Consider the following 13,247-nt stretch of genomic DNA (forward strand, 5'->3'; position numbering starts at 1 on the left):
ATGACGAAAGAAGAAGAATTTTGGTCTATTTTTATTGAATTAGCTAAGGAAAATATTCCAAAAAACATCTATGAATTCTATATTGTTGGTGCAAGCCTGGCCCAAATCACCGATCAAGAAGTGATGATTCAACTTCCAAAAGAATTTAAACAACGCTATTGGGAAAAATCAAAAAACTTTAAAGAATTGATTGATGCTGCCAGCTATGAAGTCTATGGCAGAGATTTTCAACTCGGTTTTAAAATTCTCGAAAAGCTGGACTCAACAACAGACACACAGCCAGCCCCTCTGAAACAAGAAGTAACAGTAGCTAGAGTCGTTCAAGAAGAATTGATACCACCAGCTGTTCAGCAAGGACATCCTGATATCAAATCTCAATATACTTTTGATAATTTTGTCCAGGGTGACAATAACATGCTCTCTAAAGCTGCAGCCTTAGCCGTAGCAGATAACCTTGGAGGCTATTATAACCCACTCTTTATCTATGGGGGCCCAGGATTAGGAAAAACCCACCTCCTCAATGCAATTGGTAATCGTGTACTTGAAGCTAATCCTCACGCGCGTGTTAAATATGTTACTTCTGAGACCTTCCTCAGTGACTATGTCGAGCACAATCGTCTGGATAAACTCAAGGACTTTGAGAACATGTACCGCAATCTTGACCTGCTCCTAATTGATGATATCCAGACCCTAAAAAATAAAAAAGCAACACAGGAAGAATTCTTTAATACTTTCAATACCCTGCACGGGAAAAATAGCCAGATTGTCCTAACCAGTGACCGCAATCCTAAAAACTTGGATAACCTAGAAGAACGACTAGTCTCTCGTTTTAGCTGGGGCTTGACCAATGAAATCTACCCACCTGATTTGGAAACTCGGATTGCTATTTTACAGAGTAAAATCCAAGACAGTCCTTATGTCTTTCCGATGGAAACCTTGAAATACATCGCAGGATCCTTTGAATCCAATGTCCGAGACCTAGAAGGAGCACTGAAAGATATTGACTTACTGGCTAAAATAAAGAATTTGGATGAAATCAGCGTGGAAGTGGCAGCAGAAGCAATTCGATCGCGCAACCAGTCCAATCCTCGCAATACAGTCATTCCAATTGAAAAAATCCAAACAGAAGTCGGTAATTTCTATGGAGTCAGCCTAAAGGAAATCCAGGGGGCCAAACGTGTGCAGCATATTGTGCACGCGCGTCAGGTAGCCATGTATTTGGCACGTGAAATGACAGACAATTCCCTTCCAAAAATTGGTCGAGCTTTTGGCAATCGTGACCATACAACCGTCATGCATGCCTACAATAAGATTCGCAACATGCTGGTGGACAGTGATAATCTAGAAATTGAAATCACCAATATCAAAAACAAGATTCGCTAGCTGTGGATAAGTTTTTATTTTCTTCCACAGTTTTCCACAAGTTGTGAACAAGCTAGTTTTTCAGGCTTGACAAGGGTTGAACCTATTTTTCCACACTATACACAAGACCTACTACTACTACTAATCTTATTATTAATAAATATAAAGGAGAATCCATGATTCAATTCGCTATCAATAAGACAGTTTTTCTGCAAGCATTGAATATTACCAAAAGAGCCATCAGCAGTAAAAATGCAATCCCTGTTCTTTCAACTGTAAAAATCGATGTTACAACTGACGGTATCAGCCTTACAGGTTCAAATGGTCAGATTTCAATTGAAAATTATATTTCCGTTCAAGATGAAAATGCAGGACTTTTGGTTAGCCAAACAGGCTCCATTCTTTTAGAGGCTGCCTTTTTCATCAATGTCATTTCTAGTCTTCCAGATATTGTTGTTGATTTTACTGAGATTGAACAAAAGCAAGTTGTGTTAACCAGTGGTAAATCAGAAATCACTCTGAAAGGAAAAGAAGCAGAACTCTATCCACGTTTGCAAGAAGTTCCAGCAACAACGCCTTTGGTATTGGAAACCAAGTTATTGAAACAAACTATCAATGAAACAGCCTTCGCAGCATCGACTCAAGAGAGTCGCCCAATCTTGACTGGGGTTCATTTTGTTCTTTCAAACCATACAGAATTAAAGACAGTTGCAACAGACTCCCACCGTATGAGCCAGCGTAAACTCCAACTTGAAAAAGCAGGAGATAATTTCAACGTTGTTATTCCAAGCCGTTCCCTCAGAGAATTTACCTCAGTCTTTACAGATGAAGTGGAAACTGTTGAAGTCTTCTTCTCTAACAACCAACTCTTGTTCAGAAGCGATCATATCAGCTTCTATACACGTTTGCTTGAAGGAACCTACCCTGATACTGACCGGTTGATTCCAGCAGAATTTAATACCAGCGCAGTATTTGACACCGCAAATCTCCGACATGCAATGGAGCGTGCCCGTCTCTTGTCAAATGCAACACAAAATGGAACAGTGAAGTTGGAAATCAAAGACGGTAGCGTAACAGCTCACGTTCACTCACCTGAAGTCGGAAAGGTAAATGAAGAATTGGATGCCCTAGAAGTGACTGGGCAGGATCTTGTCATTAGTTTCAACCCAAGTTACTTGATCGATTCATTGAAAGCTGTTGCTAGCGAGCAGGTAAAAGTTAGCTTCATTTCTCCGGTCCGTCCGTTCACAGTTGTGCCAAATAAAGAAGACGAATCCTTTATTCAATTGATTACGCCAGTTCGGACCAACTAAAATCCTAAAAACGTTCTTCTAAGGACGTTTTTTTATGTTATACTAGAAAAAAATCTTAAAAAAGAGTATTGTATGAAGCTATTTATTTTAGCCAATCCTCAGGCAGGGAGTCAGGGAGCACAGTCGCTTATCCAAGAGATAAGTGATACTTATCCACAGCTAGTCCCTACTATTTTTTTGACCATGGGAGTGGATGATGAGTACAGTCAGATTCAGGCTATCTTGGCGGAGTTCGAACCAGACCAGGATGCTTTGTTGATTTTGGGAGGAGATGGAACCCTATCAAAAGCCTTAACGGCCCTGCCAGAGAACATCCCTTTTGCCTATTTTCCTACAGGATCTGGAAATGATTTTGCTCGTGCCCTTGCTATCAAAGATATCCGTCAAGTGATGGAGGCACTGATAGAAAAGCGCACAACCCCTATCACAGTTCTCCAATCGAATTTTGGAGTTGTCGTCAATAGTCTGGATCTAGGATTTGCTGCCCAGGTTATCTCCTATTCAGAAGGATCGAGGACCAAAAGATGGTTAAAGACAGTTGGTTTAGGGAAACTAGCCTATCTCTTGTTTGGTTTAAGAAGTTTATTTGGTCAATCCCCTCTGTCAGTCCAAGTGGAGTTGGACGGGGAGCAGATGCGTTTAGACCGCCTATTCTTTCTATCTTTAGCCAACAATCCCTATTTTGGAGGGGGAATCATGATTTGGCCGGACGCCAGTCCTTTTCAAGCTCAGTTGCACCTGGTCTGGTTTGCTACTGGTTCTCTCTTTTATCGAATAACGGCGCTATTGGAAATGATTTTTCATCGTCATAAATCGTCTAAGATTATCCAACACTGCATGGCCAAGGAAGTCACTGTCATAGCAGATGAAGTAATAGCCATCCAAATAGATGGTGAGGTAGTAGAAGCTAGAGAGATTGTTTTAAACTGTCAAGAACGAAGGATGTATCGATAAGGAGAAAGTATGTATCAATTAGGATCATTTGTCGAAATGAAGAAGCCTCATGCCTGTGTCATCAAATCGACCGGCAAGAAAGCAAATAAGTGGGAGGTTGTTCGTCTAGGAGCGGATATCAAAATCCGTTGTACCAACTGTGACCATGTAGTCATGATGAGTCGGCATGATTTTGAACGAAAAATGAAACAAGTGCTGCCGATTGAAGCCTAGTTGGCAGTTTGCAACTGCTGGTTGCGAAATTTTCCTAACAAGTGCTAGTCAACTGTTCCTTTCTAAACTATAATAGACTTAGAAAAAAGAGGAGGAAATGATCATGAATCAGTTAGCACAGCAAATTCGAGTTTTACGAACAGCCAAGAACCTATCCCAAGATGAGTTGGCAGAGAAACTCTATATTTCCCGTCAGGCTTTTCCAAGTGGGAAAATGGTGAAGCAACGCCAGACATTGACAAACTGATCCAGCTGGCAAAAATCTTTGGTGTCAGTCTGGATTATCTGGTTTTAGGAAAAGAACCTGAGAAGGAAATTGTGGTGGAACAACGAGGAAAAATGAATGTTTGGGAATACTTGAACGAAGAATCCAAACGACCTCTTACAAGAGGAGATATTATCTCTCTCATTTTTGTTGCAGTTGTTGTTTTAGGTTCATTTTTCATTATGCATTATTTTTAACGAAGAGACTGGGCTCAAGCCCAGCGCCACTTTTCAGAGTTTGTGTCAACATCTCAGCGCAGTGGTTGATTGGCAGATTTGTTCGTTATACTCCAAATCTGGCCTAATCAACTGTGCGGGGGTGGGAAGACGAACTCTTTTTTAGACTAGTCGAGTTCTTTCCCACTCCCTTTTTCTCTACTTTTCTGCTATAATAGTCATGATTGAATTTTTAATTGGAGAGTAAAAAACATGGCTTTAACAGCAGGAATCGTCGGTTTGCCAAACGTTGGTAAATCAACCCTATTTAACGCGATTACAAAGGCAGGAGCAGAGGCTGCCAACTACCCTTTCGCGACCATTGATCCAAACGTCGGCATGGTAGAAGTGCCTGATGAGCGTTTGCAGAAGTTGACAGAACTCATCACTCCTAAAAAGACAGTGCCAACGACCTTTGAATTTACCGATATTGCTGGTATCGTAAAAGGTGCCTCTAAAGGTGAAGGGCTTGGAAATAAATTCTTGGCCAATATCCGCGAAGTTGATGCAATTGTCCACGTGGTGCGTGCCTTTGATGATGAAAATGTCATGCGTGAACAAGGCCGTGAAGATGCCTTTGTTGATCCTATCGCAGATATTGATACTATTAACCTAGAATTGATTTTGGCGGACCTAGAGAGCATCAACAAGCGTTATGCGCGTGTAGAAAAAATGGCCCGTACACAAAAAGACAAGGATTCTGTCGCAGAATTTGCAGTCCTTGAAAAAATCAAACCTGTCTTGGAAGATGGAAAATCTGCTCGTACAGTTGACTTCACAGATGAAGAACAAAAAATCGTTAAGCAACTCTTCCTCTTGACCACCAAGCCAGTCCTCTATGTTGCCAACGTCGATGAAGACAAGGTAGCAGATCCTGAGTCTATCAGTTATGTTCAGCAAATCCGTGACTTTGCAGCAACAGAAAATGCAGAAGTGGTGGTGATTTCTGCGCGTGCTGAAGAAGAAATTTCAGAACTCGATGATGAAGACAAGGGTGAGTTTTTGGAAGCCCTTGGATTAACAGAATCTGGCGTGGACAAATTGACCCGTGCAGCCTATCACTTGCTTGGACTTGGTACCTACTTTACAGCAGGAGAGAAGGAAGTTCGTGCTTGGACCTTCAAGCGCGGTATGAAAGCCCCTCAATGTGCTGGTATCATCCACTCAGACTTCGAAAAAGGCTTTATCCGTGCCGTCACCATGTCCTATGATGATTTGATTCAATATGGCTCTGAGAAAGCTGTTAAGGAAGCAGGACGCCTCCGTGAAGAAGGAAAAGAATACGTCGTTCAAGACGGGGACATCATGGAATTCCGCTTTAACGTATAATAGACAATCAGGTTGGAAAGTATTTTCCAGCCTTTTGGTATTTCTAGTCGTTTAGTTTGCTTTTAGTACTAGGCAACGAACCGTAGGCAGTACTAGAGTACGGCAAGGTGAGTTAACGAAGTAATAAAAGATAAACTAAGTGACGATAAGGAGAAAAAATGACACGATTAATCATAGGCCTGGGCAATCCTGGGGACCGCTATTTTGAAACCAAACACAATGTCGGCTTTATGTTGCTGGATAAGATCGCCAAGCGTGAAAATGTGACCTTTAACCACGACAAGATTTTCCAAGCGGACATTGCCACAACCTTTATTGACGGTGAAAAAATCTATCTAGTAAAGCCAACGACCTTCATGAACGAATCAGGCAAGGCTGTTCATGCCTTAATGACTTATTATGGTCTAGATGAAACCGATATTCTGGTGGCTTACGATGACTTGGACATGGCTGTTGGGAAAATCCGTTTCCGTCAAAAAGGCTCGGCAGGCGGTCACAATGGGATTAAGTCCATAGTTAAGCATATTGGGACACAAGAATTTGACCGCATTAAGATAGGTATTGGTCGTCCAAAAGGAAAGATGAGCGTTGTCAATCACGTCTTATCAGGTTTTGACACAGAAGACCGTATCGAGATAGATCTTGCTTTAGAGAAACTTGACAAGGCTGTCAACTTTTATTTGGAAGAAGACGATTTTGATACCATTATGAGAAAGTTTAACGGATAATGAACCTATTAGATTTACTAGGTCAAAATAAGACCATTCAAACCTGGCAGGCAAACCTTAATAAATCCACCAGGCAGCTCGTTATGGGCTTGTCAGGCAGCAGCAAGGCCATAACGATTGCTTCTGCTTATGACTCCATTTCAGAAAAAATCTTACTGGTAACAGCCAGTCAGAATGAAGCTGAAAAACTGGCAGGAGATTTGGCAGCTATTTTAGGTAATGAGGTGGTTTACAACTTCTTTACAGATGATAGTCCCCTTGCTGAATTTGTTTTTGCTTCAAAGGACAGAACACAAGCCCGAATTGATAGTCTAAACTTTCTACTAGATCCAACAGCAAGTGGGATTCTAGTTGCTAGCATGGCAGCCTGTCGGATTTTACTTCCAAGTCCAAGTGCTTTTCATCAAGCCAAACTTGATTTGTCTATTGGACAAGAGATAGAAGTTGACAGTATTGTCAAGCAGTTGACAGCCATTGGCTATAAAAAGGTGTCACGTGTACTGAGTGCAGGAGAATTCAGCCAACGTGGTGATATTTTAGATATTTTTGATATCAATGCAGATTTTCCCTATCGATTGGAATTCTTCGGAGATGAAATTGACGGCATTCGAACCTTTGATGTCGACAGTCAAAAATCCTTAGAGAGCTGTGATCAGGTGAGGATTTCCCCCGCTTCTGAGATGATTTTCTCAGCAGAAGACTTTTTGCGTGCAGGTGAGAAGCTAGAAAATGCAATCGAAAATTCTCAGTCAGAAGAACAAATTTCCTACTTAAAAGAAGTCTTAGCAGATGTAAAAACATCCTACCGTCATCCAGACTTAGCACGATTTTTATCCTTCATTTACGAGCAAGAATGGACCTTATTGGACTATTTACCAGCAGGCTCTCCTGTCTTTTTAGATGATTTTCATAAGATTGCGGATCGCCACGCTCAGTTTGATAAGGAAGTTGCTGGTATCTTGACAGATGATTTACAAAAGGGTAAAGCAGTGTCAAGTCTTAATTACTTCGCCTCCTCTTATCAACCGCTGCGAAAATACAAACCAGCGACTTTCTTTTCTACCTTTCAAAAAGGCTTAGGAAACCTGCGTTTCGATGCTATTCATTCCTTTAACCAGCATCCTATGCAGGAATTTTTCAATCAAATTCCTCTTTTGAAAGATGAATTAGCTCGCTATGCCAAGTCAAATTATACAGTCATTATCCAGGCAGAATCGCAGACATCTTTACAGGCTTTACAGAAAACGTTACAGGAATATGCCATTCAGTTGCCTGTCTATGCACCGCATGAATTGGTAGCAGGTCAGCAACAAGTAACCATTGGCTCCTTGGCTAGCGGCTTTCATTTCCTAGATGAAAAACTGGTCCTTATCACAGAACGCGAAATTTTCCATAGGAAAATCAAGCGGAAGGTCAGAAGGAAAAATATTTCCAATGCCGAGCGATTAAAGGACTACACAGAGCTTGCTGTGGGGGATTACGTTGTCCACCATGTACACGGAATTGGTCAGTATCTGGGGATTGAAACCATTGTCGTATCCGGCATTCACAGGGATTATCTGACCATTCAGTACCAAAATTCTGATAGGATTTCCCTCCCTGTTGACCAGATTGACCTACTGTCCAAGTATTTGGCATCAGACGGAAAAATTCCTAAAGTCAACAAGCTTAATGATGGCCGTTTCCAAAAGACCAAGCAGAAGGTGCAGAAGCAGGTGGAGGACATTGCCGATGACCTGATAAAACTCTATGCTGAACGCAGTCAGCTCAAGGGCTTTGCCTATTCTCCAGATGATGCCAATCAGGCAGAGTTTGACGATGCCTTCGCCTATGTGGAAACCGATGATCAGATCCGCTCCATTCAGGAAATCAAGAAAGATATGGAGAAGGATTCTCCTATGGATCGTCTCTTGGTCGGAGATGTCGGATTCGGTAAGACTGAGGTAGCCATGCGGGCAGCTTTCAAGGCAGTCAATGACGGCAAGCAGGTAGCCATTTTGGTACCTACCACCGTCTTGGCCCAGCAGCACTTTGCCAATTTTCAAGAACGCTTTGCCGATTTTCCTGTCAACATCGAGGTCATGAGTCGTTTTAAGACAAAGGCAGAGCAGGCTGCGATCTTAGAAAGACTGAAAAAGGGTCAGGTGGATATCCTGATCGGGACCCACAGACTCCTGTCACAAGATGTCGTCTTCGCAGACCTAGGTTTACTGGTCATTGACGAAGAGCAACGCTTTGGGGTCAAACATAAGGAACGATTGAAGGAACTCAAGAAGAAAATCGATGTCTTAACCTTGACAGCGACACCCATTCCACGCACCCTTCAAATGTCCATGCTTGGTATCCGCGACTTGTCTGTTATTGAAACTCCGCCAACCAATCGCTATCCCGTTCAAACCTATGTTATGGAAACCAATACAGGTGTCATTCGTGATGCAGTTTTGAGAGAATTGGACCGAGGTGGACAGGTTTACTACCTTTACAACAAAGTTGACACCATTGAACAGAAGGTTTCTGAGTTGAAGGAGTTAGTCCCAGAAGCCTCTATTGGTTATGTTCACGGACAAATGTCAGAAATCCAGTTGGAAAATACCCTCTTTGCCTTTATTGAAGGGGAATACGATGTCTTAGTGACCACTACCATTATCGAAACAGGTGTCGATATTCCAAATGCCAACACCCTCTTTATCGAAAATGCTGACCACATGGGTCTGTCAACTCTCTATCAACTTCGAGGTCGTGTCGGTCGTTCCAATCGGATTGCCTATGCTTATCTCATGTACCGCCCAGATAAGTCCTTGACAGAAGTGGCTGAAAAACGCTTGGAAGCCATTAAAGGTTTTACAGAACTAGGTTCAGGTTTCAAGATTGCCATGCAAGATTTGTCCATTCGCGGTGCGGGAAATATCCTAGGAGCTGCCCAGTCTGGTTTTATTGATTCGGTTGGATATGAACTCTACTCTCAGTTGTTAGAACAAGCTATTCTTGATAAACAGGGCAAGAGTCAGAAACGGCAGAAGAGCAATACAGAGATCAATTTGGCAATCGATGCCTACTTACCGAGTGATTATATTACAGACCAGCGTCAGAAGATTGAAATTTACAAACGAATCAAGCAAATTGACACTCGTGTAAACTATCAAGAATTGCAAGATGAATTGATGGACCGCTTCGGAGAATACCCAGATGTGGTGGCCTATTTACTTGAAATCGGCTTACTAAAAACCTTTCTTGATCAAACCTTTACCCAGTTGGTTGAACGAAAAGACCAGCAGGTTACAGTGCGATTTGAAGCAATGGCTGGTCAACATTTCTTGACACAAGACTATTTTGAAGCTCTTTCTGCGACTCAATTGAAAGCCCGCATTGCTGAAAATAAGGGGCAATTAGAAGTCATTTTTACTGTAAGAGGGAAAAAGGATTTTGAGATTCTGGAAGAATTGATGCTATTTGCCGAAAAACTAGTTGAAATCAAGCAGAGAAAAGCGGGATAATTCCCGCATTTTCACTAAAACATGGTAAAATAAAGAGATGAGGTGAAATCATGAGATTAGACAAATATTTGAAAGTTTCCCGTATCATTAAACGGAGAACAGTTGCAAAGGAAGTTGCAGATAAGGGCCGGATCAAAATTAATGGCATATTGGCTAAATCTTCAACAGATGTCAAGCTAGAGGACCAGATCGAAATCCGATTTGGGAACAAATTATTGACTGTAAAGGTTCTTGAAATGAAGGACAGTACCAAGAAAGAAGATGCACTGAAAATGTATGAAATAATCAGTGAGACAAGGATAGAAACTGATGAAGAAGTCGAAAATCGTTCAAATCAATAATTCTTATATCCAGAACCAACGTGAGAAAAGCAAGCTGACCTTGGCAGAAAAGCGTCAGAAAAATCGCTTTATGGCCTCCATTTTGATTTTAGTGGTCTTTTTGTTCATTTTGCCAACCTATAACCTAGTTCAAAGCTACCAAACTTTGAAAGACAGGGAGAGCCAGTTGGTAGAATTGGAAAACCAGTATCAAAATCTTGTGGCTGAGCAAGAAGAACGCGCAGCTTTGGTCAAACAATTAGAAAATGAAGACTTTGCAGCCAAATATGTCCGCGCGAAATACCAATGGTCTAAGGAAGGGGAATTTATCTATAATATTCCAGGGATACTACCGCAATGATGTCATCTATCTTTGAAACAGTTGAAAAGTTCTTGCAATATTCTGATGATAAACTAGAAGAGTTATCTGAAAAAAATAAGGAATTAAAACTGGCACAAGAAGAGCCAGACGAAAACTAATGAAGAAGTATGGAAAGGAGGGGAAATGCAGTTCGTTCTATTGCTATTGCTATTGCCAGTGCTATGGAATGCTACCAAGGTAGATAGCACAGAACTTCCATTTCAACTAAGCAACCAAGCCCGCTATCAGTTGAATTATAAGTCGTATAATACGGATTTTCAAACTGTCCCAACCAATCCAAATGTCTTTGCTACAATCTCGACATTTTCCGACCAGGCCTTGACTGAAAAAGTTGGAACGATTGAACCCAATCAAGTCTTTAGAATTGTCGGAATCAGTGTCAATGACCAGCAAGTCTTGGTTTTTCAATTAGAAGACCAGACCTACATTGCAGCAGATCAGACGATGATTTATGATGATAGCATACTTTCGAACCAAGATGTGGATCAAACTTATTGGACAAAGGCAGATGCGGTTTTCTATACCAGCCCGATTGCCAATCAAGCCCAAGTGAGTCAAAAGCAGAAAAAGGCCTATCAAGCTGTTCAAGTGGATCAATTATCAGAAACACATTGGGGACTTTTTGCTCACGTAGAAGGACTAGGCTGGATTGCTATGGAAGATTTGTCTGCAACAGACAACCGCATGGAAGCTGTTCAGCAGTTATTAAAAGAAAAGTATAACAAAGATACTCTTTCAATCTATGTTCAGCAGCTTGAGACAGGTCAAGCAGCTGGAGTGAATGAAGATAAACTCATGTATGCTGCATCCACTAGTAAATTAACGACCCTTTATTATGCTCAAGAAGTCATTAATGCTGGAGAATTTCAACTAAATCAACCTTTAACCTACACCAAGGAAACATTGGAATTCTATGGAGCATTTGATGCTTTTGGAAGTGGATCTCTTCCAAAAACAGCTAATAATAAAGTGTATAGTGTCGAGGATTTGATTAATCGGACAGCCAAAGAATCCGATAATGTAGCTAGCAATATTCTTGCATATTACACAAGCCATCAGTTTGATGCAACGTTTACCGCTACCATTGAAGGTATTGTGGGCCAAAAATGGGACATGGAAGAACGACTTGCTTCTGCAAAAATGGCTGGAAAAATGATGGAAAAACTCTATGAACAAAATGGCTATGTTTTGGAAAGTCTGAAAGAAACCAAGTTCGATAACCAACGGATTTCTAAAGATATTCCCGTTCCAGTTGCCCATAAGATTGGAGATGCCTATGATTTTAGACATGATGTGGCAGTCGTTTATACAGACAGTCCTTTCATTCTTTCTATCTTTACAGAAAGATCTACCTATGACACGATTTCACAAATCGCAAAAGATGTGTATGAGATTCTAAAATGATAAAAAAACAATTTTTAAAAGTGACACAAGATGGTCACTTTTTTGATAAACACAAACGCGTCCTCTTGGCGATTTCAGGAGGAAAAGACTCTATGAACCTCCTTCAGCTTCTCTATCATTATCGCAAGGACTTAGGAATTGAACTGGGGCTAGCTCATGTCAACTATAAACTCCGACCAAGTTCTGACCAGGAAGAAGCCTATCTCCAAAACTGGGCCCATCAACATGGACTGGCTTTTTACTGTCGGTCTTTTCAAGGTGTCTTTACAGAAGAACGGGGTCGAGATTTTCGTTACCAATTCTTTAAAGACATCATGGAGACAGAGGATTATAGCGCCTTGGTGACTGCCCACCATGCAGATGATCAGGCAGAAACCATTTTTATGAAATTGGTGAGAGGCAGCCGTCTGATTCATCTGGCAGGCATGCAACCAGTCCAAGATTTTCCACCAGGCCAGTTGATTCGCCCGCTCTTACATTTTAGAAAATCAGATTTAGAGGACTGTTTTCATTTTGATGACCAATCTAACCAGTCACCAGCATTTTTTAGAAATCGAGTTCGCAACAACTACCTTCCCCAGTTGGAAAAAGAGAATCCCGCCATTTCACAAGCCTTGATTGAAGTAGGTCAAGAAAGTTATATTTTTAAACAGGCGCTGATCGATTTGACAAAGGGGATGGATGTGACAAATCTTGCGACTTTTTTGGGACAAAGCAGAGCAGTACAACACGTTTTACTACAGCTTTACTTGCAAGAGTTTCCTGACCTTCATCTTTCAAAATCCCAATTCAAAGAATTGCACCATATAATAGTAGAAAAGGCAAATGTTCACACCTATTTGAAAAATGGCTACTGGTTTAAAAAAGACTACAAGACCATGTCTATTCAAAAAATAGGACCTGAGACGGATAGTGCACCCCAAGACATTGTGATAAAATCAGATGGTATTTTTCATTGGGGACCCTATCTGGTCACTAAAAATCATCCCCTTCCTGATGCTTGGAGTCTTGCTTTGCCATCAGAAAAGCCTATCCTATTTCGGACCTGGCAGCCAGGCGACCGAATTCTCTTAAATGGGATTCAAAAGAAAGTGAGTCGCTATTTTATAGACAATAAAATCCCATTTTCTGAACGTCGCAGGGCCGCTGTGATTGAACAAGATGGAAAAATTCTTGGAATTTCCAATATTGCTACTAGTGATTTGAGTAAATCTGCAAAAAATGGTATAATCAAAGCTACATTATACATAAAAATGAAAGAGTAGACT

12 protein-coding genes and 1 pseudogene are annotated in these 13,247 nt (G+C 41.2%); all 13 read left to right on the forward strand.

The annotated features are described in order from the left end of the window. The 13 genes and pseudogenes from dnaA to tilS all read left to right on the forward strand — a co-directional run bounded on the left by dnaA (position 1) and on the right by tilS (position 13,244). Complete coding sequence (gene dnaA / locus PXH68_RS00005) at positions 1 to 1,383, forward strand: chromosomal replication initiator protein DnaA (protein ID WP_158456124.1); 1,383 nt, start codon at positions 1 to 3, stop codon at positions 1,381 to 1,383. Positions 1,384 to 1,538: 155 nt separating this feature from the next. Then, positions 1,539 to 2,675, forward strand: a complete 1,137-nt coding sequence (gene dnaN / locus PXH68_RS00010) for a DNA polymerase III subunit beta (RefSeq protein ID WP_205030875.1) — start codon at positions 1,539 to 1,541, stop codon at positions 2,673 to 2,675. 72 nt (positions 2,676 to 2,747) lie between these two features. Continuing rightward, positions 2,748 to 3,629 carry a diacylglycerol/lipid kinase family protein gene (locus PXH68_RS00015; protein ID WP_248028564.1) on the forward strand — a complete coding sequence of 294 codons (882 nt, stop codon included), beginning with the start codon at positions 2,748 to 2,750 and terminating at the stop codon, positions 3,627 to 3,629. A 9-nt stretch (positions 3,630 to 3,638) separates the two neighbouring features. Further along, the gene (locus tag PXH68_RS00020) at positions 3,639 to 3,842 is read left to right on the forward strand and encodes a DUF951 domain-containing protein (protein ID WP_248028565.1); all 204 of its coding nucleotides are present in this window, start codon (positions 3,639 to 3,641) and stop codon (positions 3,840 to 3,842) included. 103 nt (positions 3,843 to 3,945) lie between these two features. After that, positions 3,946 to 4,304 (forward strand): annotated as a pseudogene (locus PXH68_RS00025) (helix-turn-helix domain-containing protein). Positions 4,305 to 4,535: 231 nt separating this feature from the next. Then, entirely contained in the window at positions 4,536 to 5,651 is a 1,116-nt protein-coding gene (ychF, locus tag PXH68_RS00030; RefSeq protein ID WP_014637241.1) for a redox-regulated ATPase YchF, read from the forward strand. A 158-nt stretch (positions 5,652 to 5,809) separates the two neighbouring features. Then, positions 5,810 to 6,379 (forward strand): aminoacyl-tRNA hydrolase, encoded by a 570-nt coding sequence (gene pth, locus PXH68_RS00035; RefSeq protein ID WP_205030872.1) that lies wholly within the window; start codon positions 5,810 to 5,812, stop codon positions 6,377 to 6,379. Then, a complete protein-coding gene (mfd, locus tag PXH68_RS00040; RefSeq protein WP_248028566.1) occupies positions 6,379 to 9,873 on the forward strand; it encodes a transcription-repair coupling factor in 3,495 nt (1,164 codons plus the stop codon). Before pth ends, mfd begins: the two co-directional genes overlap by 1 nt. A 50-nt stretch (positions 9,874 to 9,923) precedes the next feature. Further along, on the forward strand, positions 9,924 to 10,214 hold the full coding sequence (locus PXH68_RS00045; protein ID WP_158456110.1) for an RNA-binding S4 domain-containing protein: 291 nt from the start codon (positions 9,924 to 9,926) through the stop codon (positions 10,212 to 10,214). Further along, on the forward strand, positions 10,183 to 10,554 hold the full coding sequence (locus PXH68_RS00050; RefSeq protein WP_158456108.1) for a septum formation initiator family protein: 372 nt from the start codon (positions 10,183 to 10,185) through the stop codon (positions 10,552 to 10,554). The genes PXH68_RS00045 and PXH68_RS00050 overlap by 32 nt, the downstream gene beginning before the upstream one ends. Next, the gene (locus PXH68_RS00055) at positions 10,551 to 10,673 is read left to right on the forward strand and encodes an SP_0009 family protein (protein ID WP_398582963.1); all 123 of its coding nucleotides are present in this window, start codon (positions 10,551 to 10,553) and stop codon (positions 10,671 to 10,673) included. The genes PXH68_RS00050 and PXH68_RS00055 overlap by 4 nt, the downstream gene beginning before the upstream one ends. 25 nt (positions 10,674 to 10,698) lie before the next feature. Next, complete coding sequence (locus tag PXH68_RS00060; protein WP_248028567.1) at positions 10,699 to 11,979, forward strand: serine hydrolase; 1,281 nt, start codon at positions 10,699 to 10,701, stop codon at positions 11,977 to 11,979. Further along, positions 11,976 to 13,244: a tRNA lysidine(34) synthetase TilS gene (gene tilS, locus PXH68_RS00065; RefSeq protein ID WP_398582964.1), complete on the forward strand. Its 1,269-nt coding sequence runs from the start codon at positions 11,976 to 11,978 to the stop codon at positions 13,242 to 13,244. The genes PXH68_RS00060 and tilS overlap by 4 nt, the downstream gene beginning before the upstream one ends. Positions 13,245 to 13,247 lie beyond the last annotated feature (3 nt).

The organism is Streptococcus sp. 29896, assembly GCF_032594915.1.
Taxonomy (GTDB): Bacteria; Bacillota; Bacilli; order Lactobacillales; family Streptococcaceae; genus Streptococcus; species Streptococcus suivaginalis.

Coding starts and splice junctions, on each gene's coding strand:
- dnaA (WP_158456124.1), top strand. CDS start 1: ATGACGAAAGAAGAAGAATTTTGGTCTATTTTTATTGAATTAGCTAAG.
- dnaN (WP_205030875.1), top strand. CDS start 1,539: ATGATTCAATTCGCTATCAATAAGACAGTTTTTCTGCAAGCATTGAAT.
- PXH68_RS00015 (WP_248028564.1), top strand. CDS start 2,748: ATGAAGCTATTTATTTTAGCCAATCCTCAGGCAGGGAGTCAGGGAGCA.
- PXH68_RS00020 (WP_248028565.1), top strand. CDS start 3,639: ATGTATCAATTAGGATCATTTGTCGAAATGAAGAAGCCTCATGCCTGT.
- ychF (WP_014637241.1), top strand. CDS start 4,536: ATGGCTTTAACAGCAGGAATCGTCGGTTTGCCAAACGTTGGTAAATCA.
- pth (WP_205030872.1), top strand. CDS start 5,810: ATGACACGATTAATCATAGGCCTGGGCAATCCTGGGGACCGCTATTTT.
- mfd (WP_248028566.1), top strand. CDS start 6,379: ATGAACCTATTAGATTTACTAGGTCAAAATAAGACCATTCAAACCTGG.
- PXH68_RS00045 (WP_158456110.1), top strand. CDS start 9,924: ATGAGATTAGACAAATATTTGAAAGTTTCCCGTATCATTAAACGGAGA.
- PXH68_RS00050 (WP_158456108.1), top strand. CDS start 10,183: ATGAAGAAGTCGAAAATCGTTCAAATCAATAATTCTTATATCCAGAAC.
- PXH68_RS00055 (WP_398582963.1), top strand. CDS start 10,551: ATGATGTCATCTATCTTTGAAACAGTTGAAAAGTTCTTGCAATATTCT.
- PXH68_RS00060 (WP_248028567.1), top strand. CDS start 10,699: ATGCAGTTCGTTCTATTGCTATTGCTATTGCCAGTGCTATGGAATGCT.
- tilS (WP_398582964.1), top strand. CDS start 11,976: ATGATAAAAAAACAATTTTTAAAAGTGACACAAGATGGTCACTTTTTT.